Origin of the sequence: Reinekea marina (assembly GCF_030409715.1) — a bacterium.
In the GTDB taxonomy this organism is placed as follows: domain Bacteria; phylum Pseudomonadota; class Gammaproteobacteria; order Pseudomonadales; family Natronospirillaceae; genus Reinekea; species Reinekea marina.
Genome location: NZ_JAUFQI010000001.1, coordinates 1,749,112 through 1,774,704 on the forward strand (window position 1 = coordinate 1,749,112; position 25,593 = coordinate 1,774,704).

General features: G+C 44.8%; 24 protein-coding genes. 11 read left to right on the forward strand and 13 right to left on the reverse strand.

Features of this window, described 5'->3' with window-relative positions; translation table 11 throughout:
* Nucleotides 1-6: 6 nt before the first annotated feature.
* Genes QWZ13_RS09295 through QWZ13_RS09310 form a run of 4 tightly spaced genes read right to left on the reverse strand, consistent with a single transcriptional unit; the run spans nucleotide 7 to nucleotide 3,717 of the window.
* On the reverse strand, nucleotides 7-432 hold the full coding sequence (locus tag QWZ13_RS09295; RefSeq protein WP_290281531.1) for a hypothetical protein: 426 nt from the start codon (nucleotides 430-432) through the stop codon (nucleotides 7-9).
* A gap of 8 nt (nucleotides 433-440) precedes the next feature.
* Nucleotides 441-1,487 (reverse strand): aldose epimerase family protein, encoded by a 1,047-nt coding sequence (locus QWZ13_RS09300; protein ID WP_290281532.1) that lies wholly within the window; start codon nucleotides 1,485-1,487, stop codon nucleotides 441-443.
* Nucleotides 1,488-1,517: 30 nt separating this feature from the next.
* Entirely contained in the window at nucleotides 1,518-2,666 is a 1,149-nt protein-coding gene (galK, locus tag QWZ13_RS09305) for a galactokinase (protein ID WP_290281533.1), read from the reverse strand.
* Nucleotide 2,667: 1 nt separating this feature from the next.
* Nucleotides 2,668-3,717: a UDP-glucose--hexose-1-phosphate uridylyltransferase gene (locus QWZ13_RS09310; protein WP_290281534.1), complete on the reverse strand. Its 1,050-nt coding sequence runs from the start codon at nucleotides 3,715-3,717 to the stop codon at nucleotides 2,668-2,670.
* Between the two features lie 5 nt (nucleotides 3,718-3,722).
* Between QWZ13_RS09310 and QWZ13_RS09315 the strand changes: the two genes are divergently transcribed.
* The 6 genes from QWZ13_RS09315 to QWZ13_RS09340 all read left to right on the forward strand — a co-directional run bounded on the left by QWZ13_RS09315 (nucleotide 3,723) and on the right by QWZ13_RS09340 (nucleotide 10,397).
* Complete coding sequence (locus tag QWZ13_RS09315) at nucleotides 3,723-3,866, forward strand: hypothetical protein (protein WP_290281535.1); 144 nt, start codon at nucleotides 3,723-3,725, stop codon at nucleotides 3,864-3,866.
* A complete protein-coding gene (locus QWZ13_RS09320) occupies nucleotides 3,853-4,854 on the forward strand; it encodes a LacI family DNA-binding transcriptional regulator (protein WP_290281536.1) in 1,002 nt (333 codons plus the stop codon). The genes QWZ13_RS09315 and QWZ13_RS09320 overlap by 14 nt, the downstream gene beginning before the upstream one ends.
* 29 nt (nucleotides 4,855-4,883) lie before the next feature.
* On the forward strand, nucleotides 4,884-5,732 hold the full coding sequence (gene murI / locus QWZ13_RS09325; RefSeq protein ID WP_290281537.1) for a glutamate racemase: 849 nt from the start codon (nucleotides 4,884-4,886) through the stop codon (nucleotides 5,730-5,732).
* Nucleotides 5,733-5,780: 48 nt separating this feature from the next.
* Nucleotides 5,781-7,640 carry an ABC transporter transmembrane domain-containing protein gene (locus QWZ13_RS09330; protein WP_290281538.1) on the forward strand — a complete coding sequence of 620 codons (1,860 nt, stop codon included), beginning with the start codon at nucleotides 5,781-5,783 and terminating at the stop codon, nucleotides 7,638-7,640.
* Nucleotides 7,641-7,737: 97 nt separating this feature from the next.
* Nucleotides 7,738-8,466 carry a 4-hydroxy-tetrahydrodipicolinate reductase gene (dapB, locus tag QWZ13_RS09335; protein ID WP_290281539.1) on the forward strand — a complete coding sequence of 243 codons (729 nt, stop codon included), beginning with the start codon at nucleotides 7,738-7,740 and terminating at the stop codon, nucleotides 8,464-8,466.
* Between the two features lie 200 nt (nucleotides 8,467-8,666).
* Nucleotides 8,667-10,397, forward strand: a complete 1,731-nt coding sequence (locus tag QWZ13_RS09340; protein ID WP_290281540.1) for a SulP family inorganic anion transporter — start codon at nucleotides 8,667-8,669, stop codon at nucleotides 10,395-10,397.
* Between the two features lie 6 nt (nucleotides 10,398-10,403).
* Here the strand turns inward: QWZ13_RS09340 and QWZ13_RS09345 are convergent, their stop codons facing one another.
* The 9 genes from QWZ13_RS09345 to QWZ13_RS09385 form a co-directional block, all read right to left on the reverse strand.
* Complete coding sequence (locus QWZ13_RS09345) at nucleotides 10,404-10,973, reverse strand: glycine cleavage system transcriptional repressor (RefSeq protein WP_290281541.1); 570 nt, start codon at nucleotides 10,971-10,973, stop codon at nucleotides 10,404-10,406.
* Nucleotides 10,903-13,785 carry an aminomethyl-transferring glycine dehydrogenase gene (gcvP, locus tag QWZ13_RS09350; RefSeq protein ID WP_290281542.1) on the reverse strand — a complete coding sequence of 961 codons (2,883 nt, stop codon included), beginning with the start codon at nucleotides 13,783-13,785 and terminating at the stop codon, nucleotides 10,903-10,905. Before gcvP ends, QWZ13_RS09345 begins: the two co-directional genes overlap by 71 nt.
* 17 nt (nucleotides 13,786-13,802) lie before the next feature.
* Complete coding sequence (locus QWZ13_RS09355; RefSeq protein ID WP_290281543.1) at nucleotides 13,803-13,946, reverse strand: hypothetical protein; 144 nt, start codon at nucleotides 13,944-13,946, stop codon at nucleotides 13,803-13,805.
* Nucleotides 13,906-14,298, reverse strand: a complete 393-nt coding sequence (gene gcvH / locus QWZ13_RS09360; protein WP_215999238.1) for a glycine cleavage system protein GcvH — start codon at nucleotides 14,296-14,298, stop codon at nucleotides 13,906-13,908. Before gcvH ends, QWZ13_RS09355 begins: the two co-directional genes overlap by 41 nt.
* A gap of 29 nt (nucleotides 14,299-14,327) precedes the next feature.
* Nucleotides 14,328-15,419: a glycine cleavage system aminomethyltransferase GcvT gene (gene gcvT, locus QWZ13_RS09365; protein WP_290281544.1), complete on the reverse strand. Its 1,092-nt coding sequence runs from the start codon at nucleotides 15,417-15,419 to the stop codon at nucleotides 14,328-14,330.
* 120 nt (nucleotides 15,420-15,539) lie between these two features.
* Nucleotides 15,540-15,755, reverse strand: coding sequence for a hypothetical protein (locus QWZ13_RS09370; RefSeq protein ID WP_215999240.1), 216 nt, complete (start codon nucleotides 15,753-15,755; stop codon nucleotides 15,540-15,542).
* Nucleotides 15,756-15,832: 77 nt separating this feature from the next.
* Nucleotides 15,833-17,500, reverse strand: a complete 1,668-nt coding sequence (locus tag QWZ13_RS09375) for an ATP-binding protein (RefSeq protein ID WP_215999241.1) — start codon at nucleotides 17,498-17,500, stop codon at nucleotides 15,833-15,835.
* A gap of 1 nt (nucleotide 17,501) precedes the next feature.
* Nucleotides 17,502-18,401: a ketopantoate reductase family protein gene (locus tag QWZ13_RS09380; protein WP_290281545.1), complete on the reverse strand. Its 900-nt coding sequence runs from the start codon at nucleotides 18,399-18,401 to the stop codon at nucleotides 17,502-17,504.
* Nucleotides 18,402-18,460: 59 nt separating this feature from the next.
* A complete protein-coding gene (locus tag QWZ13_RS09385; protein ID WP_290281546.1) occupies nucleotides 18,461-19,435 on the reverse strand; it encodes a GGDEF domain-containing response regulator in 975 nt (324 codons plus the stop codon).
* A 310-nt stretch (nucleotides 19,436-19,745) separates the two neighbouring features.
* Between QWZ13_RS09385 and groES the strand changes: the two genes are divergently transcribed.
* From groES to gspD, 5 genes are all read left to right on the forward strand, one after another.
* Nucleotides 19,746-20,033 carry a co-chaperone GroES gene (groES, locus tag QWZ13_RS09390; RefSeq protein WP_215999244.1) on the forward strand — a complete coding sequence of 96 codons (288 nt, stop codon included), beginning with the start codon at nucleotides 19,746-19,748 and terminating at the stop codon, nucleotides 20,031-20,033.
* A gap of 41 nt (nucleotides 20,034-20,074) precedes the next feature.
* Nucleotides 20,075-21,718 carry a chaperonin GroEL gene (groL, locus tag QWZ13_RS09395; RefSeq protein ID WP_290281547.1) on the forward strand — a complete coding sequence of 548 codons (1,644 nt, stop codon included), beginning with the start codon at nucleotides 20,075-20,077 and terminating at the stop codon, nucleotides 21,716-21,718.
* Between the two features lie 229 nt (nucleotides 21,719-21,947).
* The gene (gspN, locus tag QWZ13_RS09400) at nucleotides 21,948-22,685 is read left to right on the forward strand and encodes a type II secretion system protein N (protein WP_290281548.1); all 738 of its coding nucleotides are present in this window, start codon (nucleotides 21,948-21,950) and stop codon (nucleotides 22,683-22,685) included.
* The gene (locus tag QWZ13_RS09405) at nucleotides 22,685-23,602 is read left to right on the forward strand and encodes a type II secretion system protein N (RefSeq protein ID WP_290281549.1); all 918 of its coding nucleotides are present in this window, start codon (nucleotides 22,685-22,687) and stop codon (nucleotides 23,600-23,602) included. Before gspN ends, QWZ13_RS09405 begins: the two co-directional genes overlap by 1 nt.
* Before the next feature lie 15 nt (nucleotides 23,603-23,617).
* Entirely contained in the window at nucleotides 23,618-25,546 is a 1,929-nt protein-coding gene (gspD, locus tag QWZ13_RS09410) for a type II secretion system secretin GspD (protein ID WP_290281550.1), read from the forward strand.
* Nucleotides 25,547-25,593 lie beyond the last annotated feature (47 nt).

Below are 25,593 nucleotides of genomic sequence, written 5' to 3' on the forward strand. Positions count from 1 at the left end.
TAAAAATTATAAACGCAAGCCGACAGCCACGTAATCTGCACCAGGGTGAGTGCCGCCTTCGATGAATATGCTGCTGCTGTTAACATCGATGTTGAAGCCAATTTCAGCACCTAAACCAAACCCAGCATCAATACCAATGGCTGGACCCAGGCTTCCGTAAACGCTTAGCCCTTGACCAACGTATACCAGAACGCCGCCAGAAAGTTCGGCGCCGGCTGTTACACCGCCTTCTACTCCAACACCCACTTCTAATTCTCCATAGGTGTGTAATCCGTTAGACGCTAAAAATTTAATATTTAACGGAATACCTACTGCAACGGTTGCGCCTAATCCACCATAAGATGCAATGGCGACTTCACTGCCACCTTTACCGCCTGCAAATGAAGTTGCAGCAAAGATACTTAAAATTGCTGTAATTAAAAACTTTTTCATAATAATTCTCACAGTTGAGTAAAACGGTACTCGATTATAGCGCTATAAGGATGGGAATTGTCAAACGTACAATCTGGAAAGTGTGCGTGATTTGGCGAATCAGGCCAATATCCCGGTTCAAAACAAAATGCGCCATGTGTTTTATAAACTTGGGAGTCATTAATGGGCGTGTTGCCTAAAAAGTTCCCAGTATAAAATTGAACGCCGGGTAGGGTCGTTGTACAAGTTAATTGAATACCCTCGGCTCGTGCAAACGCGACGGAACTTTGTTCACCGTTGTTGTCTAAGCAATAACAGTGGTCATAACCATGCGCGCGCGCGATAGTAGGGTCTTGTTGGTCGTTAAGTTCAGTAGCGATATTTTTCCATTGTGTTAAATCCAATGCTGTTCCAGCTACCGTATTAATAGAACCCGTTGGCATGCCTGTCGAGTCCGCTTCAACATAGTGTGATGCGTTAATCTTAAACTCATGATCATTTAAGTTCCCAGATTGCGCGCCTTGTAAATTGAAGTATACGTGGTTTGTTAAATTCACCACGGTGCGGGCGTGAGGTTGTGCCGTGTATTCAAAACTCACCGAATTGCTGTCTGTTAAAGTGACAGTCACGGCGACATCAAGTTGCCCCGGAAAACCTTCTTCGCCGTCGGCAGATAAATAACGAAACGTCAATGTTGGGTGCTCATTAACCAATGCAATATGACTTTGCCAGATCTTTTTTGAATAACCTTCAAAACCGCCGTGAATATGATCATTGGCCATATTTTGAGAGACAGAGACCGTTTGATTGTCGATCGAAAATTGGCCGCCTTTTATTCGATTGGCAAACCGACCAATAGTGGCACCAAGCGAGGCCCCCTGATTAATGAAGGCTTCAAGTGTATCGCATCCAAGCACTAGGTTTTCACTGTCGTGTGTTAGTTTGAATCCTACCCAAGCGGCGCCTAAGTTACAAAATTTTGCCTCAGCACCCGATGCATTTCGCAATATAAATTGTTTAACTTCTTCGCCAGTAGCCAAAGTTCCTAACGTTTGCTCAGAGATCGTTGCGACCATGAAAAGCCTCGAGATAATAAAAAAGTAGCATTATGCCATAAATGCACCGTCTTCTGCGGTACAAATATAGATGTCTTCTTTAATTCCGAATGTCGCTTGATATTGTTTCATCACCGTTTGACGAATATCAGATACTAAGTCGGTTGGTGCCAGGGCGACAACGCATCCTCCAAAGCCGCCACCGGTCATTCGAACACCGCCTCGGTCTCCGATGACATCGGCCACCATCTCTACTATTGCGTCGATCGCCGGAACAGTGATTTCAAAGTCATCGCGCATAGACGCGTGTGACTGCGCCATTAATTCACTCAGCCTTGACCAATTTTTGTCTTTAAGCGCCGAAGCGGCATTTAATGTTCGCTCGTTCTCACTAATGATGTGACGGGCACGCTGGTAAACTTGCTGACTCATGTGTGTTTTTGCGTTTTCTAACTGGCTAAACGTTGCGTCTCGTAAATGGCTAACGTTGAGAGCTTGTGCCGCCTCGTTGCATTGAGCACGCCGTAAATTATATTCAGAATCGACTAAGCCGCGCTTAACGTTTGAATTAATTATAACAATGGCCATATCGCTATCTAAGGCTACTGGCTGGCTTTCAAGTGATCGGCAATCAATGAGTAAGGCCTGATTTTTTTGGCCAAGAGCACAAACGAGTTGATCCATGATGCCGGTATTTGCGCCGATATATTCATTTTCAACTTGCTGCCCTAATAGAGCCGCTTTCTTAGGGTCTATCTCAATGTTTGCTAGCTCTAAGAGTGCTCTAATCAGTACAATTTCCAATGCCGCTGAAGAGCTCAATCCTGCACCATAGGGAACGTCTCCTGCGATGGTTATATCAGCGCCCGTCAGTTCATAACCTGTTTGCATTAACACCTGGCAAACACCGCGGAGATAGTTTGACCATCGATGTGTTGTGCACGCGGGAATGTCGCCGGTTAAAGAGAATTCAGTGATTTCTTTATTGAAATTAACCGCACAGGCTCTAATAAGGTTATCTTCGCGCTTCTTAGCACACACAAAGGTCCCAAAATTAATGGCGGCCGGCAATACAAACCCGTCATTGTAATCGGTGTGTTCGCCAATCAAGTTAACGCGACCAGGTGCATGGAAGTGGTGACTGGGCTCAAATTTGAATGCCTCAACAAAATTGCGATGGGCAATACTCTGAATCGACATTCTATTTATCCTTATAATGGTGCGTGCTGAGTGCTTTTAGCTTTTCTGCAGCTTGCTCTGGCGTTAAATCGCGCTGGGGTTCGGCTAACATTTCGTAACCCACCATAAATTTTTTCACCGAAGCGCTGCGCAACAATGGCGGATAAAAATGTGCGTGCAACTGCCAGTAGGGCGTGTCTTTTAAATGAGTAGGCGCACCATGCCATCCCATAGAATAAGGAAAAGAAGTATTAAACAGATTGTCATACTTGGTGGTTAGCACCTTGATGGCATCGGCTAAACTTTTCTTTTCATTTTCTGTTAGTTGATGAAAGTGTGAAACTTGGCGTAACCTAGGCATGAGCAATGTTTCAAACGGCCATGAAGCCCAATACGGAACGACAACGATCCAGTCTTGGTTTTTATATACCGTACGAACGTCATTAGTATCTTCTTTTTGTGCGTATTCCAGTAGCAGATTTTTTTGATACGCCTGATAGTACTGGGTTTGTTGTTGAGACTCTTTTTTGGGCAAGGTAGGAATACTTGAATTCGCCCAAATTTGTCCATGAGGGTGGGGTTGTGAACAACCCATCGCAGCCCCTTTATTCTCAAATATCTGAACCCATTGAAAGCGTTTAGAAAGCTTAATGTATTGTTGTGTCCAAGTCTCGACAACAGTTAGAAGCTGAGAATGGGTCAGTTCCGGTAGCGTTTTACTGTGGTCTGGACTGAAGCAAATGACATGCGCCTCGCCACTTTCAGCCTTCATTTGAAAGAGCGGGTCTTGTGATTGCGGGCTATCCGGAGAGTCAGCTTGCAGGGCGGCAAAATCATTTTGAAAAACATAGGTACCACTGTAGTTTGTGTTAACATCACCAGAGATACGTTCATTGCCTGGGCATAAAAAGCAATTTTCATCATGGGCCGGTAGTTGAGGCTCGTTGATTGGCTCACTTTGTCCTTGCCAAGGGCGCTTGGCCCGATGAGGTGACACCAAAACCCATTCATCGGTCAGTGGATTACGTCTTTTATGGGCGTGATCGGCTGGATCAAAATTATCTTGGCTCACGGATTTTGCCTATCCTTTATTTTTTTCGTGATTTTACTTTATTTGAAAACGTTTTCAATAGTTATTTTCTTGAGATAGTGCCATTATTAGTTCAGTATTTGAAACCTGTTTCAAATGAGTTTAAACGGAGTGTGAATGGCCAATATTAAAGACGTCGCCAAGGCTGCAGGGGTTTCTGTTTCTACGGTTTCTCGTGTGATCAATGATTCAGCCTCGGTTGTGCCAGAAAAAAAAGAAGCCGTCTTAAAAGCCATGGACGAATTAAAGTACAAGCCCAATACACTTGCTCGAGCGCTTGTTAACAACCGATCCGATTGTATTGGTCTGTTAGTCGGTGAAATCGAATCGCCTTTTTTCGGTCAGTTAATGGCGGGTGTTCACCGTAAGGTTATGGAAGCGGGTAAACATGTGATTGTGACGGCGGGTTATCATATGCCAGATCTAGAGCGTAGCTCGATTCGTTTTCTCCAAGAAAGACGCTGTGATGCCCTCATCATTCATTCCAAAGCATTACCCGATGACGAGCTAATAGAGCTGTTTCAACAAGATACGCCGGTGATGATCATTAATCGTTTAATTCCTGGCTGGGAAGATCATTGTGTATTTTTAGACAATGAATATGGCGCCTATTTGGCCACACGGCACCTCATTCAAAAGGGACACAAAAAGATTGCCTACATTGGCACCAATATAGAAATTGAAGATGGCAATCATCGTGTAAAGGGGTATTCGAAAGCCTTGCATGAAGCAGGCATAGATGTAGATGATCGAGCAATAGTGAAGGCTTTCCCCGACGAAGAGGGTGGTCATTCAGCTATGTCTGAAGTGCTTCAACGCAATTTGGGCGTAACGGCCGTTTTTTCTTACAATGACGCGATGGCTGCAGGTGCCATGCTTATGATGCAAGACGCCGGTTTAGACATTCCTGAGAAGGTATCCATAGTGGGCTTTGATGACATCATATTAGCGCGAGTTCTGAAACCGCACCTTACGACGATCCGATACCCAGTTAATGAAATGGGCGCTTTGGCAGCGCAGTTAGTGTTGCATCGATTAGACGAGCGTTATCAAAAAATTGAACAACCGCTAAGGTTTACCCCTCGGCTGATTGAGCGGCAGTCGGTGTTGAGTCTTTAAACCAAACAAGGCAGCGTATTCTGCCTTTCATGGTTCGTGATACACTTAGCCTAGTTGATTCGTTTAGTAAGGTTCCTATGATTGGCGTGTTTGATTCTGGTATTGGTGGGCTAACTGTACTGTCTAGTATTTATAAACTTATGCCTGAATCGCCGCTTATTTATGTGGCCGATCAAGCGCACGCTCCTTATGGGAATTTATCCGATGCACTTTTATTGAAGCGATGCCGGCTTATAACGAGTTGGCTTGAAGCACAGGGCTGCACTTTAGTCGTCATTGCTTGCAATACCGCGACCGCCATGGCGATAGATACCCTGAGAAAAGAGTTTACCGTGCCCATTGTGGGGGTAGAGCCGGGCATTAAACCCGCCGCGATTTCCAGCCAAAGTCGATGCGTGGGCATTTTAGCCACAGAAAACACCGTCGCTTCTGGGCGTTATAAGCGGCTATTAGAACGCTTCATGCCTTCTGTTTCAATTGCCAGCCAAGGTTGTCCTGGCTTGGCTGATGCCATCGAGCAGGGGTCTCATTCTATCGATTCGTTGTTGCAACAATACAGTAAACCTTTGTTGCAAGCCGGTGCAGATCAAATTGTGCTAGGTTGTACGCATTATCCCTTGGTTATGCAACGGCTCCAAAAAATAGTCGGGAATGAGATCAATATTATTGATACCAGTGATGCAGTCGCTTTAGAGGTGCAAAGGCGCTATAACGCGAATTCCAGCCAAAATGGGCTCCCTACAAGCCACATTGCCTTGTTTACCACGGGTAGTCAGACCGCCATCAATAGAATTGTGGCAACCTATGCCGAATTAACTTGGCTTGCTGATTTACCCGTTCAGCATTGCGCTTTATCAGACCTTGCTGAACAGCCATAAGTCACAATAATTGAGCCGTTACTTGGGTTCTGAATAACGACCCGCATAATGAACCTTTCTCGCCATTACGCACAAGGAAGCCCTATGACACAATCTGCTTCGTCGGCTCAAACTGAGGCCGAAATCAAAGACAGCGCTGATCCGTTGTCTCCCCCACCGAGTAATAAAAATGTCTCCAGCTTTTTAGCGGCATTATGGCCCTATTTATCTCGCTATAAAAAAGTTATGTTGGGGGCGGCTACGGCCTTAGTTATTACCGCAATGGTGAGTTTATTGTTAGGTCAGGGCGTGCGACTCGTCATCGATGAAGGCATCGGCGCTGAATCTATGTCATCGCTAAATGCCATGCTTGGCGTGGTGATGATTATGGTCATTGTAATGGCCGTGGGTACTTTTATTAGATTTTATTTAGTCACCTGGTTGGGTGAGCGAATTTCAGCCGATATCCGCAATGATGTGTTTAAACACCTTGTGCGATTGCACCCTAGTTATTTCGAAGAGAACCAATCGGGCGAAATCATGTCTCGATTAACCACCGATACAACATTGCTGCAATCGATAATCGGCTCTAGTTTATCCTTCGCGTTACGTAATGCATTAACGGTATCGGGCGGCTTAATCATGCTTTTTGTCACTAACTTAAAGTTAACCTCCGTTGTGCTGCTGGGCGTTCCTGCGGTCATTGTGCCTGCACTTTGGATGGGCAAACGCGTGCGTAATTTAAGCCGTGAAAGCCAAGACACAGTTGCTGATGTCGGTTCCTACGCGGGTGAAATCATCCGTCAAGTGAAAACGGTTCAATCCTATTCACGCGAGCGATTTGAAATAGACGCCTTTGGTCAAGAAGTAGATAAAGCATTTAACGTCGCCAAAAAACGCATACTTACAAGGTCCACCTTATTAGCTATTGTCATTTTTCTTTCCTTCACCGCGATCGCTTCTATGGTTTGGGTAGGGGGCTACGATGTGATGAATGGCAATATGACGGCAGGTGAGTTAGCCGCGTTTGTGTTTTACGCGCTTATGGTTGCTTTTGGTGTAGCGGGTGTATCGGAAGTTTATGGTGAAATCCAGCGCGCTGCAGGCGCTACCGAGCGTTTAATGGAGCTATTAGGCGAGCAGACCTTAATCACCGACCCGGAACAACCCGAATCGCTTCAAAAAGAAGTTAACCCTCATTTAGCGTTATCGGGCGTTACCTTTGCGTATCCGAGCCGGTTGGATAAACCCTCACTCAATAACGTTTCGTTAGATATTGCCCGTGGTGAAACCATTGCATTGGTCGGACCGAGTGGCGCTGGGAAGTCGACTCTGTTTGAATTGCTGTTGCGTTTTTATGATCCGCAACAAGGGCAAATAAATCTCTTTGGTTCTAATATAAAGGACATACGTTTAGAAGATTTACGCACAAATATGGCGTTGGTACCGCAACAGCCTGTGCTATTTAGTAAAGATGTTTGGTATAACATTCGTTATGGCAAACCAGATGCAACGGATGAAGAAGTCATTAAAGCGGCAAAAGCTGCATTTGCCTACGACTTTATAATGGAGCTTCCTAATGGCTTTTCTAGTCATCTTGGGGAAAACGGAGTGCGGTTGAGTGGCGGGCAAAAACAACGCATCGTGATTGCGCGTGCCATTCTAAACGATCCGGAAATACTTTTATTGGATGAAGCGACCAGTGCACTGGATGCACAAAGTGAATATGAAGTTCAAAAAGCGCTCGATAGTTTAATGGAAAATAGAACGACTTTAATCATTGCGCATCGTTTAGCAACTGTCTTAGGGGCAGATCGAACGGTGGTGTTAGATAAAGGCACGGTTGTCGCTCAAGGCACACATGAGTCTTTGATTGAAACTTCAACCCTGTATAAGCGCTTAGCCGACCTACAATTTGGCGAAAGCTAGACTGTATTCCGCATAAGTCACTTTACTCGTTAAGGTGGCTTTAATAAGCTTTAGCGACTGTTTAGATCTTCATTCAAAAAAATTACAGAGGTATGTTGTGATTAAGGTATTAGTAAACGGCGCAAATGGGCGCATGGGCTCGGAAGTAGTTAACGCCATTTCCCGCGATGCTGAATTAGAGTTAGTAGGTGCCATTGACCGCGACACCAATTTGGCCAGTGCTATTCAAGAATTATCCCCTCAAGTAGTGGTCGATTTCACCATTGCCTCTGCAGGTTTTGAAAATACCAAAACTATTATTAATGCCGGTGTGTGTCCTGTTGTTGGAACCAGTGGATTTCAAGAAGCCCAAGTCAATGAATTAAAAGCGTTAGCTGCTGAGAAAAAATTGGGGGGTTTAATTGCGCCGAATTTTTCAGTGGGCGCTGTATTGATGATGAAGTTTGCTGCCGAAGCGGCTAAATATTTGCCCGATGTCGAAGTCATTGAAGCACACAGTACGCAAAAGGAAGAAAGCCCTTCGGGTACTGCCTTGAGAACGGCTGAGATGATCGCCCAAGCTAGAACGCGATCAGCTGAAAAGACCAGTGAAAAAGAGCTTATCGAAGGCGCTCGTGGCGCGACTTTGCACGAAGTTCCGCTGCATTCCATACGCCTTCCGGGCGTTGTAGCCCAGCAAACAGTGATGTTTGGTGGCTTATCAGAGACATTGAAAATTGAGCATAATTCGCAACATCGCAGTTCGTTTATGCCAGGCGTTTGCTTAGCTTGTAAAAAGGTCGTTGATGAGCAAGAGTTGCATTATGGTTTAGAGTACCTGCTTTAACCTCAACCTAAGGCGCTTGCTTGGTTCTGGGTGAGCGCTTTATAGAGTCTTTTTTCTCCTCATAACTTTCTACTTTAGTTTTTTCTAATATATGCTATTATCCCTCTCAGATTAACTATTAGAGCCGTGAGCGGCTATGTTTAAAGTAGGCCAATTGCTCGAAATAAGCGTAGCTTTGCTATTTAAAGTGAGGAACTAGGGTGAAAGCATTAGAAAGAATTCAAGGCAGCGACCTCATGCAGGGCGTTATAGCCTTGGTAACCACTGGGCGTTACGGTAAAAAGCTGCTCATTAGTGACATTAACGCCGCTATTATTGTAACGTTAATGCTTATACCGCAAAGTTTAGCCTATGCGTTAGTGGCCGGTTTGCCGCCTGAGGCCGGTTTGTATGCGTCTATTCTTCCACTTATAGCCTATGCGTTTTTTGGCACCAGTGCGGCATTGGCGGTTGGACCGGTGGCAATCGTAAGTTTATTGACCGCCAATACCTTAATGCCAATGGCCGAAGTTGGTACCGATGAATACATGCAGTTAGCTTTGTTATTGGCCGCTATGGTTGGCGCTATGTACTTTATCATGGGCGTTTTTCGATTAGGGTTTATCACTCAGTTATTGAGTTACCCTGTGATGAAAGGCTTTATTACAGCCTCTTCATTGTTGATTATTATTGGTCAAATAAAGCCGTTAACAGGCATTTATATGTCTCGTGGAAACTTAATAGAGCGTTTCCATACGCTCGATATAAGTACGTTCCACAGTGTTTCGAGCATCATGGGTGTCGGTGCCATGTTGTTGCTATTTTGGACTCGTTCAAAGCAAGGTATTGCGATAACAAACCGGCTCTTTGGCTCTTTTGCAACTCTTTCAAGAAGGTTGTTTCCAATGTTGTTGATATTGGTGGCAGCCGTGCTAACCGCGTTATTGTCACTCGATACCAAAGGGGTTGCCACCGTTGGGCTATTGCCTAAAGGCTTACCCAGTTTGCAATTGCCTGGGTTTGATCTCGGGCTTATCAGTCAACTGATGCTGCCTGCTTTTATTATCACATTAATCGGGATGACAGAATCTATTGCGGTTGGTCAAACGCTTGGGGCGGTGAAGCGTCAGCGTATCAATCCGAATCGTGAGCTACTTGGTTTAGGTGCGGCCAATTTTGCGGCCGGATTTAGTGGTGGCTTCCCCGTTACCGGAGGCATGGCTCGTTCAGTGGTTAATGCCGACGCTGGTGCAGAAACCCCAATTGCGGGTGCGTTGACCGCCGTATTTTTAAGCTTTGGCATTTTGTTTTTAACGCCGTGGTTATCTTATATTCCAATTCCAGTTTTGGCAGCCACCATTATTGTCGCAGTGAGCCAGTTATTAGAGTTTCCATCGATGGCGACATTGCTTCGAATGAATCGTATTGATGGTGGTATCAGCTGGATCACAGCCATTTTAGTCTTGGTTTGGGAGGTTGAAGCAGGTTTGCTGGTAGGCGTTATTTTATCGGTACTGTCATTATTAGCGAATCATCGTCAGCCTTATATGGCCGAGCTTGGGTTAATTCCCAATACCGAGCGATTCAAAAATATCAAGCATGCTCAAACAGAAACCTTGCCCAATACTTTATTACTTCGTGTGGACGAGAGCTTAACGTTTTTAAACGCCGGGGTTATTGAGCAAGCATTTTTGCAGCGAGTATCTGAAAACGATGAATTGAAAAACTTAGTCATCGTTGCCTCAGGAATTCACACCCTAGATGCCAGTGGCGCCAGTATGCTAAAACGGTTTTGCCAAGAAATGGATGCGGCTAATATCAAGCTATATTTAACCGATGTGAAGGTGCCTTTAGCTAGAAAATTAAAAGCGTATGATGTATTTAAGCGACGACCAGAAGCGATGGAGTATCCGACGATTGAGCTTTATAAAAAGCTACAATCGTCGAATTAAGTTCGATTACTTAGTGTCGACCATTAGATCGGGCGATAAGTTTTCTAAAGCTTGAATGACATTATCTAAAGACTGCTCGTCGGTTAATGCAAACTCAATCATGGCCTTGAAAATAACGCCGCCGCTCATCGAAGCGGGGGCGATTTTTGTTTGCAAATCTATGACGTTAGCGTGTTGGCCGGCCAAAGCATCGGTCACTTCTCTCACGATACCAGGGCGGTCGTTACCGACCACCTCAATAACATGACCGGTGTTATGGCCTTCACCAGTTTCGCCCATTTCTATAGAAACATTTAAGCCGTCTTCTTTAAGGTTTTGAAGGGCTAATGAAAGTGCTTCAAAATTAGCTTCTGGCACTTCAACACGAACGATACCCGCAAATTTTCCAGCCATGGTTGCTAAACGGCTTTCAAGCCAGTTGCCTTGGTGAGCGGCAATTTCACGTGCTAAACGCTCGGCAATGCCGGTTCGGTCGTTCGCCATTATCGTCAGTATAAATTCCATCTTAGCTCTCCGAATAAGAATCAGTGGTTGGGCAGGCACAGAACAAGTTTCGGTCGCCCCAAACGTCGTCAATGCGGTTCACAAATGGCCAGAACTTATTTTCACCGACCCATTCTAATGGGAATGCAGCTTCTTTAATGGTGTATGGGCGATCCCAGCCATTGATGAGATCGCTCTGGCTGTGTGGGGCCCTAACCAATGGGTTGTTATCGGCCGGCCAGTGCCCGTCTTTCACTTGCTGGATTTCACCATGAATGGCAATCATCGCGTCGGCGAAACGATCAAGCTCTGCTTTCGATTCTGATTCAGTTGGTTCAACCATAAAGGTTCCCGGGACAGGGAAACTCATGGTCGGTGCGTGGAATCCGTAGTCCATCAATCGTTTAGCGATATCCACTTCACTGATGCCCGATTCTGCTTTTAGCGGGCGTAAATCTAGAATACATTCATGTGCTACACGGCCGTTTGGCGCGGTATACAAAATAGGGTAGTGGGCCTTTAAACGCTCAACTAAATAATTGGCATTTAAAATGGCCGTTTGAGTCGACGTTTTTAAACCGTTAGCCCCTAATAAACGAATGTACATCCATGAAATGGTCAAGATAGATGCGCTGCCGTAAGGTGCAGCGGAAACTGCGCCCATTAATGGATTAGCATTTTTAACTGGGTTAACCACGTGGCTAGGAAGATAAGGCTCTAGATGTTTACGCACGCCAATCGGTCCCATACCCGGGCCACCACCACCGTGTGGAATGGCAAAGGTTTTGTGCAAGTTCATGTGGGAAACATCTGCGCCAATATCAGCAGGACGCGTTAAACCAACTTGTGCGTTTAAGTTGGCCCCATCCATATACACTTGGCCACCGTGATCGTGCACCAACTGACAAATTTCTTTTATTCCTTCTTCATACACACCGTGCGTAGACGGGTAAGTAATCATTAAGCAGCACAGGTTATCCCCGGCTTGTTTAACTTTTTCGGCCAAGTCTTCTTGATCGACATTGCCTTTAGAGTCGGTTTTAGTTACAACGACTTTTAGCCCCATCATTTGAGCTGAAGCTGGGTTAGTACCATGTGCCGACTGAGGAATAATACAAATATCTCGATGGCCTTCGCCAAGCGTTTCTTGGTATTTTCGAATCGCAAGTAGGCCCGCGTATTCACCTTGCGCACCCGAGTTTGGTTGCATGCTGACAGCGTCAAAACCTGTGATGCTCTTAAGCATATTTTGCAATTCTTCAACAAGTGTTCGGTAACCGCGAGTTTGATTGTAAGGCGCAAACGGGTGGATCTTGCCAAACTCTGGCCAAGTGACTGGAATCATCTGCGCAGTGGCGTTTAATTTCATCGTACAAGAACCTAAAGCAATCATGCTTTGGTTCAATGCTAAGTCGCGATTTTCCAACTTTTTCAAATAACGCAACATGTCTGTTTCACTGTGATGGCTATTGAACACAGGGTGCGTTAAAAAGCTGGATTGGCGTTCTAAAGACTCCGGTAAGAACGAGGTGTCTTGTTGATCTAGGTCATCGTCAATTTTTGTGGCGTTTAAATCGTGCTCACCTAAGAAAATATCAAATAATTCTTCAATATCTTCACGAGAAGTCGTCTCATCGACAGAAACACCGAGGTAACCATTTTTATCTTCACGCAGGTTAATGTTTGCTGCGGCCGCTCGTTCAACAATAATTTCGTGATTGTGAAGCGGGTCTATTGTTAAGGTGTCGAAAAAGTGGGAATTTAAAACTCGAATTCCTTTGGCGACTAACCCTTCCGATAAAATTCCAGTAAGGCGGTGTACACGCTTTGCAATTCGCGTTAAGCCTTCAGGGCCGTGGTAGACCGCGTAAAAACCAGCCATGTTTGCCAATAAAACTTGCGCCGTACAAATGTTGGATGTCGCTTTCTCGCGACGAATATGTTGTTCACGAGTTTGCAAAGCCATGCGGTAGGCGGGTTTGTTGTTGGCATCTTTAGAAACGCCAATGATTCGGCCGGGTATAGTCCGTTTGTGCGTTTCTAAGGTCGCAAAAAAAGCCGCATGCGGACCCCCATAACCCATAGGAACACCAAAACGTTGGCTATTGCCGATGACTATGTCAGCGCCCATCTCACCGGGTGTTTTCAATAAACACAGCGCAAGTAAATCGGAGGCAACAATGCTCATGGCATTCTTTTCTTTTAACGCCTGTATTATTGGCTCAGGATCAGATATATCGCCATTGACGCCAGGGTATTGAATTAAGGCGGCGAAAACGTCTTCCTCAGAGGCTTTCGATATTGGACCAACTATGATGTCGTATCCGTAATATTCGGCACGGGTACGCAGCACATCTAGCGTTTGAGGCAAAACATTTTCATCGACAAAAAAGGCATTCGATTTATTCTTTCGAACCGTTCGCTTTGCCATGGCCATTGCTTCGGCGGCTGCAGTCGCTTCATCTAACAAAGAAGCATTTGCCAGCTCCATGCCCGTTAAATCGATCACCATTTGCTGATAATTGATGAGAGCTTCTAAGCGACCTTGGGCGATTTCAGGTTGGTAGGGCGTGTAAGCGGTATACCAACCTGGGTTTTCTAAAACATTTCGAAGGATTACATTTGGTACATGCGTGTCGTAGTAGCCCATGCCAATGTAGTTTTTAAAGACCTTATTTTGCCCTGCAATAGCCTTAAGATAACTGATGGCTTCGTGCTCTGGCGTGGCATCTTCTAGTTGCAGTGCCCGATTGAGCTGAATATCGCGCGGGACAATTTCATTAGTTAATGCATCAATAGAAGGGGCGTTAACCAGTGACAGCATTTCTTGCTGTTGTTGCTTATCTGGCCCTACATGGCGGCGAATGAAGGCGTTACGATACTCTAGATCAGTCAAAGAAGTCATGGATTATCTCAATTGGTCTATTTAGGCGAGGAAAAGGATTCCTGCGGTATTCTATGGTCGGTTTCGTTAATGGGGCGACTAGAGCCTTTTAATAGGCTCGGTGTCGCCTTCAGAAACGGATTATTCGTTGTCTGCGCACTGATCCGCGTAAGACTCGGCATCCATTAGCTCATTAAGCTCTTCTGGATCGGTTATTTTGATTTTGAAAAACCAGCCGTTTTCATAAGCGTCTTCGTTTACCTGTTCAGGAGTGTCTTCTAAGCTGCTGTTTACCGCGACAACTGTGCCAGTCACAGGCGTATAAATATCTGAAGCAGCTTTTACAGATTCAACAACAGCGATAGGATCGCCAGCTGTCACTTCAGCACCTTCCTCAGGCAACTCAACAAACACTACATCGCCTAGTTTCTCTTGAGCGAAATCTGAAATGCCTAACGTAAATACATCATCGCCATCTTCACGAAGCCATTCGTGGGAAGCGGCATATTTTAAATCTGCAGGGATATTGCTCATGTTGTATTCCTTCTTAAATATGACAAATATTAATCAAATTGTTTTTTACCGTTGCGAACAAATGGCAAGGCGACAATACGTACTGGAACCATTTTACCGCGCATTTCCACAAAACAGGAATCTTTTAAGTCTTTAGGAATACGCGCCATCGCGATAGATTGAGATAAAGACGGAGAGAATGTGCCGCTGGTGATTTCTCCCACGGCAGGGCCGTCTTCTGTTGCATGAATAGCTTGATGTGAGCGCATAACACCGCGCCCCTCTAAAACTAACCCAGCCAGTTTCCCGTATTGACCCTTTTCTTTAATGATCTCAAGTGCTTTGCGGCCATTAAACGAGCGATCGTTCGGTTCCCAAGCAATGGTCCAACCCATAGCCGATTCTAAAGGATGCTTTGTCTCATCCATGTCGTTGCCATATAAGTTCATGCCAGCTTCTAAGCGCAAAGTATCACGAGCGCCTAAACCGGTGGGCTTAACACCTGCTTTCAGTAAATCTTGCCAAAACGAGACAATATGTTCATGTGGCACCATAATTTCTAAACCGTCTTCACCGGTGTAGCCTGTGCGTGCAAAGAACCAATTGTTATGAGGTAAACCTTGGAATGGCGTGAGCGATTCGACAGTAGAAGCGGCGTCGGCTGGTAACACGCTTAACGTTTTTTCAATCGCTTTGGGGCCTTGAACTGCGATCATCGATAAATCATCACGCTCGGTCAGTGCCGCTTCAAAATTAACGATTTCTTTGTTCATCCAGGCGAGGTCTTTCTCACGAGTGGCACAGTTGACTACTGTACGAAAGCCGTCTTTAATGCTGTAAACGATAAGATCATCAATGACACCGCCTTCTTCGTTTAGCATTCCGGTATATAAAGCTTTGCCTTCGGATTTGAGCTTCGCGACATCATTTGCGAGCAGCTTCTGTAAAAACGCCTTAGCCTCGTCACCGGTAACATCAACAATGGTCATGTGAGAAACATCGAAGATTCCAGCGTCTTCGCGTACCGCTTCATGCTCTTTAATTTGTGAGCCATAGTTGATGGGCATGTCCCAGCCACCAAAATCGACCATTTTTGCACCAGCATCAAGGTGCGCCTGATAAAGAGACGTTTTCATTGCCATGGTTGAGCCTTTGTTAGGAGTTATTTTTTGCGGGAAGGCTACCGTAAATTACCCTGCTTGTCATTCGCAAAGCAATATCCTGTTCAGGCGGACAGGTGTCTAGAAGTTATTACACACTTTTCAAAGGGTGCGGTTACGGGTTTCAGCCGCGGGGTCGATGAAAATTCGCTCAGCCCGCATCATGCGAATCAGCAATAAAGATGAATGTATTGCCGCGTCTTGAGCAGATTGGGTGAGTTCATCGAGCGCTTGGTTTTGCGTATTTAAATCGCTAAATGCAAACTCGATCAATTCTTCGGTGCTGAGCAGGTTTTTACCTAAAATGATGGTGGCCATGATAAATATCTCATTGATTGACTCGGTACTTCGAAGTTATCGGCCAAGGTTAGGTTTGGTTTAATAAAAACCTGTGATCAAGCACCCAATTCCGTATTTTTTTCAGGTCGTTCATGGCAAATGGGTAGGCGAATCTCAAAAACACTGCCTAACCCAAATTCTGACTCAACGCTTAACTGTCCAGAATGGTGAGTACTGATGATGAAATAACACACCGATAAGCCTAAACCGGTACCCACGCCCACTTCTTTGGTGGTAAAGAAGGGTTCAAATACCTTTTTCCGGGTATTGGGCGTCATGCCGATGCCATTATCGCTAATGCTTATCAAGCAGTAGTCGTTCTCGATGCTTTGATGAATATTAATAACCCCTTCATCAATATCATTTAAGGTTTGTTTGCGCTCGGCAATGGCGTGAGAGGCATTTTTGATGAGATTTAAAATAACTTGTTCAAGTTCAGTGAAAACACCCGAAACCCAAACTTCAGGCGCTAAGAAATCTTGATCTATGTTCATTTCAAAATTGCCTTTAATGCTATATAGCTTGTCATCGGTAAGGGCGATGTTTATAGCATTCTCGAGAATGTCGATGATCATACAAGGAGACAGGCTAACATCATTGCTACGGCTAAACTGAAGCATATTAGTGACAAGTTTAGACGCACGTACACCCGACTCCGTAATGTTATTTAAAAAAGCGGTGACTTTTCGCTTTTTCAGATACTCATGCATTCGATTTAAGTCGAGATCATTTTCTTTGGCTTGTTTTTGATTGGCCTCCAAATTTGGGTCAATGCGTCGGGCAATATTTTGAGCGTTTTGTACGATCGCCGAAAGCGGATTGTTAATTTCATGAGCCATACCCGATGCCATTCCACCTAAAGACATCACCTTGTCGCTGTGGATCATGATTTCTTCCATGCGGAACTTCTCCGTCACGTCATCAATGCGTATTACCGCATCGTTGCTGTTTGATTGCTGAAGTGGGTAAACGACAATGTCGAGCAAATAAGTTTTATGGTTTTTCACATACTCCACATTGCGCAGCGTTTTGGTCCGTTTAGTGACAATAGATTCTTGCAACCAATCGATGTGGCTTTCCATATAGGGAAAGGCTGCGACTAAATGTTCGCCCTTTGCATCACTGCTAGAAGTTGCCGTTAAGTGAGTAGCCTCAACGTTCCATTGGGTCACGATCAACGATTGGTCGATGGCGATTATGGCTGAGGGCATGGAATTAATGATGCTGTTTAAAAATTGTTGAAACTCAGTTAGTTTGGTTTCGATACGTTTTCTAACTTGCACTTCGAGTTCCAGTTTTCGATTGCTGGATCTCATTTCTGCAGCGTAGGCATTGGCTTGCTGGTGGGCTAAAGCCGAACGGTCTCGTTCAGCAATAATTATTTCTTTTCGGCTTTGTATGCCATCGATTAAATCATTCAGTGCATTAACTAAATCACCCAGTTCGTCATCTTGTGTGCGTTTCGCTCGTACCGGTGAGCCAGTGGTTTGCGTGAGCTCTTTTGTCACGGCAATGAGGTGTCGAATGGGTTTTAAAACCAACCAACGAAAATAATAATGCAACCCAAATATCACACAAATAATCATGACCCATTGCAAGGTCACCTGAGCGGTAGGTGACATCCATTGGTTGGTGTGAATGAGCGCTGTTATCGTCGAAACCAATAGAATCACTATGACATAGCTAATCATTAACTTGTGGCTTAGCGAGCGAATAGGGCGCATGTTAGTCCTCCGAGCACTGCATTTGCAGTGCGTCTATTTTTTGGTACCAATACTCTATTGTTGGTATTTCTATAGCGTGCTTCTGGGCTCGGTTAAGTAAAAAGCCTAGTATAAATTCAAGTTCGGTGGTCCGTTTGTAGTGGAAATCACGGTTCATTGAAGAATAGTTTTGAGCCGTCAGCTCTATGACTTCATTCACAGTGTTTATCAAAGGAGTCGGTAAGCTTTGCCTCTCTTTTAGAGCGACTTGCTCAATTTCCTTACACATTTTGTTGATAGTAGATTGGTATTGACTTTTTAATAATTCGCCATTTTTAATTTGGTAAAAGGCGGTTAACGGATTGACGATGGCATTTATCGCGAGCTTTTTCCAAAGCGCAGATTCGATATTGGCTACTTTGTAAAACGAAAGGTTACCGGGCCAAGAGGTAATGGTTTCTAGCCAAGCTGCTGATTGAGGCGCAACCTGATGTGGATACCCTAAAAACGTTTGACCAAAAGCTGTCTGCTGGAACAAACCATTCGACGCTTTAAACGCTGCGTTGGTTGTCATGCCGTAAATGATTCGGCCCGGAAATTTCTTGTTCAAGGCTTGCTGAGGACCTAAACCGTTATGTAGCAAAATAGCCTGCGCATTGTTGTGTAAGGTTAAAAGTTTGGAGGCAGTTTGCTCGCTATGGTTAGCTTTACTGCACACCCAGATCAGGTCAATGGGTTGTTGGGGGTTGTCTAACAGTTGCCAATTTAGCGGAACGGACTCTTTTGATAAGACTTCATTGGCCAAAGACATCGCAGGTTTATGAGGGTGGACCCAAACCGTCGAGTGGGCTTGAATATGCGCGCACAATAGGCTGCCAATGGCGCCAGGCCCAACAATTAAACTGTGAATGGTTTGTTTCATAACGATGCAATGACAAATAATATCAGAGCATCGTACCGAAATTTACGCTCGTGCAATAGTTAGGCGTACGATATTTCGTCATCTTCCCAGAAAAATACCGAATGGCCTTCAACGAGATTGTTCAATCTATCGAGAGCTTGCGCTAAAAAGCTGCTGGCATCGGCCGGTGTCGCTGTAGATGAATCAACAATATCGTATTGTAGGGTGCCTTTTAGGTGATGAAAATCGCCACCAACCGGATAAGCCTTCACAAAAAGGCTGTCCTGTACTCTACGAACGAGTGCTTGGGTAATAAACGAAGGCTCATGACCATATAGCGCAATTGCAAAGGTAGATTCATTAATACGGGCGACATCATCTAGGGGTCTAGCCACATCTTGTAGGCGTTTACCAATCAGTTTTAGTAGATGGTTTGAATCTTTACGGTCTTTAAGCTTTCGAATCGACTCAAAGTTATCGATACGGCATAAAAGTAACCCTAAATGCCCGGAACGACCTTTGTGCTGCTTTAAATAGCGAGAAAGCTGATGTTCTAGGAACTTTAAGTTTCCGACGCCGGTTGTTGGGTCTGTTCTATTGAGTATCGATAACTTTTTATATTGTTCTTTAATTTTACGCTCGCGTTGCAGCAGGCTGTTTTGCACCTGCGAAATACGTTGAGCGGCATAAATTCTAGGTAAAAGCTGATTTTTAAGTGATGTTTTACCAATAAAATCATCGACGCCGCTGGCAAACGCTTCTTTTAAATCAGTCGTTTCTTCTTTGGCTGTCAGTAACATAATGTAGGTGAATTCGTTTTTACGGCGATTAAGCTCGCGTACTAGCTGGGTAAGGGCAAGCCCATCCATGCCAGGCATAAGCCAGTCGGCCAATAAAATATCGGCATTACGTTCTTTTAACATAGAAATGGCATCGATTGCGTTATCGGCAATACGAATGTCGGTGAAACCGGTTGCGTCGAGATACTTCTTAACTACTGCGCTGCTAAATTTAGTATCATCAACGATCATGATTGACGCTGTTAATGCTTGCATATCCTTTGCCCGCTATAAGAGTAGAATCGTTGAATGAGTATAAATTGATCGAGCGAATGTCACAATCTTATGGTCGCATTTAATAGGCTAGTGAGTCTATTTGAGAAATTACCTACACGATTTGATCAAAAAACAATCAATTATCGCCGCTTCGGGAAGTTTTTTTCATAATTTATAAAAAATTTTAACCGCAGGCGTTGAAATGATAACCCATACCCCCATTTATCGTTTGCATCTGATGTAACACTCATATTTAGAGTATTACTTTTAACAATAACACTCCCAACATTGTAATTTAGGAGATCTATAGATGAATATTCGTCCTTTGCATGATCGCGTCGTGGTACGTCGCAAGGAAGAAGAGCAACAAACTGCGGGCGGTATCCTTTTGCCAGGTTCTGCTAAAGAAAAGCCTTCTCAAGGCGAAGTATTGGCAGTAGGTAATGGTCGAGTTCTAGATAATGGCGACGTTCGCGCGTTAGACGTTAAAGTCGGCGATACAGTAGTTTTTGGCCAATATTCTGGCAATGCTGTAAAGGTTGATGGCGAAGAGCTATTGATCATGAACGAAAACGATATTTTCGGTGTTATCGAATAAGTCATTCATTCATCCAATTGATTTTTTAAAGGTAAGTTATTATGGCTGCTAAAGAAGTACAATTTGGCCTATCGGCTCGAGATAAAATGCAAAATGGCGTTAACCTATTGGCTGACGCTGTAAAAGTAACATTAGGCCCTAAAGGACGTAATGTTGTTCTAGATAAATCTTTTGGTGCACCGGTTGTGACCAAAGATGGTGTGTCTGTAGCGAAAGAGATCGAACTTGAAGATAAGTTCGAGAACATGGGCGCACAGATGGTTAAAGAAGTTGCCTCTAAAGCAAACGATGAAGCAGGTGACGGAACCACAACGGCTACTGTTCTTGCTCAAGCATTCGTAAACGAAGGCTTAAAGTCTGTTGCTGCGGGCATGAACCCAATGGATCTTAAACGCGGCATCGATAAAGCAGCTGCGGCAGTCGTGGAAGAGTTAGCTAAGCTTTCTATCCCATGCACCGATGCAAAATCTGTTGCTCAAGTAGGTACTATTTCTGCAAACTCAGATGCCACCATTGGTAAGTTAATTGCCGACGCTATGGAGCGAGTAGGCAAAGAAGGCGTGATTACTGTTGAAGAAGGCAGTGGTTTTGTCGATGAGTTAGAAGTGGTTGAAGGTATGCAGTTTGATCGCGGTTACCTATCTCCATACTTCGTAACAAACCAAGACACTATGACGGCAGAGCAAGAAAACCCATACATCTTGTTGGTCGACAAAAAAATCTCAAACATTCGTGATTTGATTCCAATTTTAGAAGCTGTTTCTAAGTCGGGTCGTCCATTGTTCATCATTGCTGAAGACATCGAAGGCGAAGCCTTAGCTACTTTGGTTGTGAACAATATGCGCGGTACGGTTAAAGTTGCCGGTGCTAAAGCGCCTGGTTTTGGCGATCGTCGTAAAGCGATGCTACAAGACTTAGCTATCTTAACGGGTGGTACGGTTATTTCTGAAGAAATCGGCCTAAGCCTAGAAACAACCACTCTTGAGCACCTTGGTTCTGCTAAGCGTGTTACTTCTACTAAAGAAGTGACCGTTGTTGTTGATGGTGCTGGAGAAGAAGCTGACATTCAAGCACGTGTTGATCAGATCCGTTCAGAAATCGAGCAATCTACTTCTGAGTACGACAAAGAAAAACTTCAAGAGCGTGTTGCTAAATTAGCAGGCGGGGTAGCTGTACTTAAAGTAGGTGCTGCTACTGAAGTTGAAATGAAAGAGAAGAAAGCTCGTGTAGACGACGCGCTTCATGCTACTCGCGCAGCGGTTGAAGAAGGTGTTGTAGCCGGTGGTGGTGTTGCTTTGGTTCGTGCATTAAGCAACATTGGAAACCTAACGGGCGACAACGAAGACCAAAACGTAGGTATCGCTCTAGCGCTACGTGCAATGGAAGCGCCGCTTCGTCAAATCGTTCGTAACGCCGGTGAAGAAGCTTCTGTTGTATTGAACGAAGTGAAAAAAGGTTCTGGTAACTTTGGTTACAACGCAGCAACAGGCGAGTACCTAGACATGATTGAAGCAGGTATTATCGACCCAACTAAAGTAACGCGTACAGCGCTACAAGCTGCGGCATCGGTTGCTGGCTTAATGATCACGACAGAAGCCATGATTGCTGATAAGCCATCTGACGGTGCAGGCGCACCAGCTATGCCTGATATGGGCGGCATGGGTGGTATGGGCGGCATGATGTAAGCGAAAAGTCGCTGACATTGTCTTCCTAGACAGACATAACCCGCAAACGTAAAGTTTGCGGGTTTTTTTATGCCATATTTTTAAGCGAACACCATTCCAATATAAAATCAAGTTTGTACTTTTAAGCTCAAATGCCCACGTATGCGGCATGTAAAACGTTTGTTTACAGAAAAGCGGTCGGTTAGACTGATGCTAATAACAATTAATATTAGGCGCTTACCGTCGGTTCATGAAATACCTTAATTTTAAATATATTCTACTTTTCGTTGTTGCTTATATTATTGCGCTGGCGGCTTTGTTTCCTGTCCGATGGGTCATCCCTTCTATTTCGCCTATGTTGGCTTCTGTTGGTTTAACGGTCAATCAGGTCGATGGCAGTATTTGGCAAGGAAAGGCGTTTGTTAAGCATAAGCAGTTAGGTGACATCAACGTGCAATGGCAAGCAAAGCCGTTGCATTTGTTCCGTTTGGCTTTGCCTATGCAGATTGAAACTACTGGGCGATATTTTGATGTGAAAGCGCTAGTTGCCCCTTCGGTGTTTGGTATAAGAGCCAGTGATGTTACCGGTTATGTTGATGAGCAAGCGGTGCAGCCATTTTTACAGCCTCATCGGGTAACGTTGCAAGGTCGTTTACAACTAGATGGCATCGCTGCCGAAAGTTCATGGAAATATGAGCTCGGAGAAGCTTCGGGCCAACTGACCTATTCGGGTGGGCCTATTCGTATTCCGGTTGGACGATCGATAGAAACCTACGAAGTACCGACCATGCTTGGCGAACTTAGCAGTAATGAAAAGCAATGGCAGTTGCAAATAAACAGTACCGATCAACAAACTTTTATTGAAGTAAATTTAGAGCGATCTGGCCTAGCCACATTATCGGTTAAGCGTACCTTGGCTGAAGTGATGGATATTCCTCTGCCTGCCGGTGGGCGATCGCTCTTTGATGTCTCTCAGCAGGTGTTTTAATGGATATCCTCAATCAAGCGCTCTCAATTTGGCTAAAGTTACAGCGATATGTCATTGCGCTTTTAGTTGTACTGAGTGCTGTATGGTCTGCCCAAATCACGTGGCTTTTACTAGAGCCAAATATTCAAATATCCGCCCCTAGAGTGCTGCCCGCAGTGAACGCTAATGATAATTCAAGTGGTGTTAATTGGGCGGAAATAGGGGATCAAGCCGCCAGTAGAGAGTTTTTCGGCGAAGTTGTTATCGAAGAGACCACAGAGGTAGAAGAACTAGACGCACCTGAAACGAGTTTAGACCTAACTTTGCACGCCGTGATGGCTCAAGGCGATGGTAAAGGGTTTGCGATTATAGGCCAGCGCAATGGTTCTGGCGAAGTGTTCAGCGTCGAAGAAGATATTTTTGGGCAGGCGAAACTGACTAAGGTTTTTGCCGATAGAGTAATTCTAGATCGAAACGGGCGCTTAGAAACCCTTCGCTACGAGCAAATAGCTTCCGAGGGCTTACTGCAACCTGTTTCGTCTATTGCGAAAAGCAGCGGAACGGCCGATAGTTTTCAAGAAGCTTTACAGCAAGCGAATCAAGCGGTAGCAACAGGTGGCGATTTGCAAAGCCAAGTTCAAGGAATGGTGGCTTATGTGGCTCAGCGTGCAAATACCGACCCAGAAGCGTTCATTAATGAAATGGGTTTACAGCCAACCGAAGGTGGATACCAAGTCACTCGGCAAGCCAGACAGTTGCAAATGGTTGGCTTGCGCCCAGGCGATATTGTAACCGCGGTGAACGATTCACCTGTTGGCAACATCCAAAACGATCAAGTGCTTCTGAATCAATTTTTACAGACTGGCGGTGAATTGAAAATTCAAATTCGTCGTGGTTCTCGTTCTTTTACCATTTACCAGTCGATACCGACTTTTTAATTAAGGAAACAACGGATGAATGTGTTGAATCAACTTCGTCATGTGATTGCGCTTTTAATGATAAGCGCAGCGGTGTTTGCCTACAGTGCAGATGACGCCAAATTTACCCTCAGTATGCAAGATGCTGAAATAAAAGAGGTGATTGATCTTGTTGCAAAGGTGACAGGAAAAGTCTTCATTATTGATCCGCGAGTTCGTGGCAAAGTAACGGTTATCTCTGAAAAACAGATGACAGAAGACCAAATTTACGAAGTATTCCTGGCGACATTAGAAGTGTATGGCTTTTCTGCTGTCGATACTGGTGATGTGATTAAAATTATCGGCCAAGCTGATATTAAATCGGCAGGAATAGAAGTAGTAACACAAGAGGGGGAAACCGGCGAAAAAATCATTACGCGAGTGTTCCCAATTCAAAATGCTTCTGCCATGGAATTGGTTCCAATTTTGCGCCCAATGGTGGCAAACTATGGTCATTTGGCCGGAGTGCCTTCTGCTAATGTTTTAATAGTAGCCGACCGAGCCACCAATATTGAGCGAATGGCTGAGATAGTTAAGCTGCTGGATAAAGCTGGAAGCGAAGAGATTGAAGTTGTCAATCTAGAGCATGCATGGGTGGGCGGTATGATCACCTTATTAGAACGCATTTCCCCGTCAGCCGTGGCCGGTGGAGCACAAGGCAGAGCCACTTCTTCACGAGAAGTGCAGCTTGTGGGGGATGAGCGCAGCAATCGAATAATAGTTAAAGGTGAAACCGAAGCGAGGGCACAAATTGTCGAGCTGATTAAAAAACTTGATACTCCCGCACAAGACAACGCCTCTTTCAAAGTAATCTTTTTAAATAATGCCGATGCAAAAAAAATGGCTGAAATTCTCAAAGGTGTTTCAGCGGCTTCGGCAACGGGCAGCAGTCCAGATGCGCCACCTTCTCAGCCTGTATCGATCTTGGCCGATGAAGAACAAAATGCCTTGATTGTTCGAGCTGAACCGTCAGAGTTAGTTGAATTAGAGCAATTAATTTCACAGTTGGATATTCCGCGCGAACAGGTATTAATTGAAGCTGCGATTGTTGAGATTACAGGAAACAATTCTGACGCATTGGGCGTTCAGTGGGCGACAAACCCAGAGCTAGCGGACGACGGCGTGCCCTTTATTTCGTCTTCGTTTTCAGAGGCGGGCGCAACATTAGGTCAGGTAGCTGGCAGTGTCGCAACTGGGGGGGTAGGAGCGGTCACAAACATACCTTCGGGGGCGTTTGTAGGCATTGCGGATCCATTTGGAGACCCAGCTTCGTTTGGTGCGATCATTCAAGCAATAGAGTCGCAAAGTAATACCAACTTGCTGTCAACACCCAGTGTTATGACCCTTGATAACAGTGAAGCCTTTATCACTGTAGGTAGTTCGGTGCCGTTTAAAACCGGTGGCGAATCGGCGGATAGTCCATTTTCAATAAACCGGCAAGATGTGGGTACCACACTCTCGGTGGTGCCTCACATACAGCAAAATGGTGCCATTCGTTTAGAGGTAGATCAAACGGTTGAGTCGGTGAATGAAGATAACAGTTTTGGTGCGGTAGATGTTGTAACCAATAAACGGCAGGTGCAAACCGAAGTGCTTGTTAATGATGGCTCAACCATTGTATTAGGAGGTTTAATTTCTGATCGTGTAACCGAATCTGAAAGCCGTGTTCCTATTTTGGGTAAAATACCGATATTAGGTGTGTTGTTTAAATCAAAATCAACGAAGAAAGAAAAAACAAACTTGCTCATTATTTTGCGTCCAACCATAGTATCAAACAATACCGACGCGCTACGGGAAAGCCGCTTAAATGGTATATGGGAGCTACGGATTCAAACTATGGACGGTCAAAAAGATCTTGTAGAGCCAAGTTTGGAGGACATTTTCGACGGCAACTACTTTGAAGGAGCGCCTCAAGAAAGTAATTAACGTAATTTAATGTTTACAAATATGTCGGTTTTGCGAAATAGAGTTTC

Coding starts and splice junctions, on each gene's coding strand:
- QWZ13_RS09320 (WP_290281536.1), top strand. CDS start 3,853: ATGGCCAATATTAAAGACGTCGCCAAGGCTGCAGGGGTTTCTGTTTCT.
- gcvH (WP_215999238.1), bottom strand. CDS start 14,298: ATGAGCAATATCCCTGCAGATTTAAAATATGCCGCTTCCCACGAATGG.
- QWZ13_RS09385 (WP_290281546.1), bottom strand. CDS start 19,435: ATGCAAGCATTAACAGCGTCAATCATGATCGTTGATGATACTAAATTT.
- groL (WP_290281547.1), top strand. CDS start 20,075: ATGGCTGCTAAAGAAGTACAATTTGGCCTATCGGCTCGAGATAAAATG.
- QWZ13_RS09300 (WP_290281532.1), bottom strand. CDS start 1,487: ATGGTCGCAACGATCTCTGAGCAAACGTTAGGAACTTTGGCTACTGGC.
- QWZ13_RS09295 (WP_290281531.1), bottom strand. CDS start 432: ATGAAAAAGTTTTTAATTACAGCAATTTTAAGTATCTTTGCTGCAACT.
- gspD (WP_290281550.1), top strand. CDS start 23,618: ATGAATGTGTTGAATCAACTTCGTCATGTGATTGCGCTTTTAATGATA.
- gspN (WP_290281548.1), top strand. CDS start 21,948: ATGAAATACCTTAATTTTAAATATATTCTACTTTTCGTTGTTGCTTAT.
- murI (WP_290281537.1), top strand. CDS start 4,884: ATGGTTCGTGATACACTTAGCCTAGTTGATTCGTTTAGTAAGGTTCCT.
- QWZ13_RS09370 (WP_215999240.1), bottom strand. CDS start 15,755: ATGGCCACCATCATTTTAGGTAAAAACCTGCTCAGCACCGAAGAATTG.
- groES (WP_215999244.1), top strand. CDS start 19,746: ATGAATATTCGTCCTTTGCATGATCGCGTCGTGGTACGTCGCAAGGAA.
- QWZ13_RS09375 (WP_215999241.1), bottom strand. CDS start 17,500: ATGCGCCCTATTCGCTCGCTAAGCCACAAGTTAATGATTAGCTATGTC.
- QWZ13_RS09355 (WP_290281543.1), bottom strand. CDS start 13,946: ATGCCGAGTCTTACGCGGATCAGTGCGCAGACAACGAATAATCCGTTT.
- QWZ13_RS09330 (WP_290281538.1), top strand. CDS start 5,781: ATGAACCTTTCTCGCCATTACGCACAAGGAAGCCCTATGACACAATCT.
- gcvT (WP_290281544.1), bottom strand. CDS start 15,419: ATGGCAATGAAAACGTCTCTTTATCAGGCGCACCTTGATGCTGGTGCA.
- QWZ13_RS09405 (WP_290281549.1), top strand. CDS start 22,685: ATGGATATCCTCAATCAAGCGCTCTCAATTTGGCTAAAGTTACAGCGA.
- galK (WP_290281533.1), bottom strand. CDS start 2,666: ATGTCGATTCAGAGTATTGCCCATCGCAATTTTGTTGAGGCATTCAAA.
- QWZ13_RS09380 (WP_290281545.1), bottom strand. CDS start 18,401: ATGAAACAAACCATTCACAGTTTAATTGTTGGGCCTGGCGCCATTGGC.
- gcvP (WP_290281542.1), bottom strand. CDS start 13,785: ATGACTTCTTTGACTGATCTAGAGTATCGTAACGCCTTCATTCGCCGC.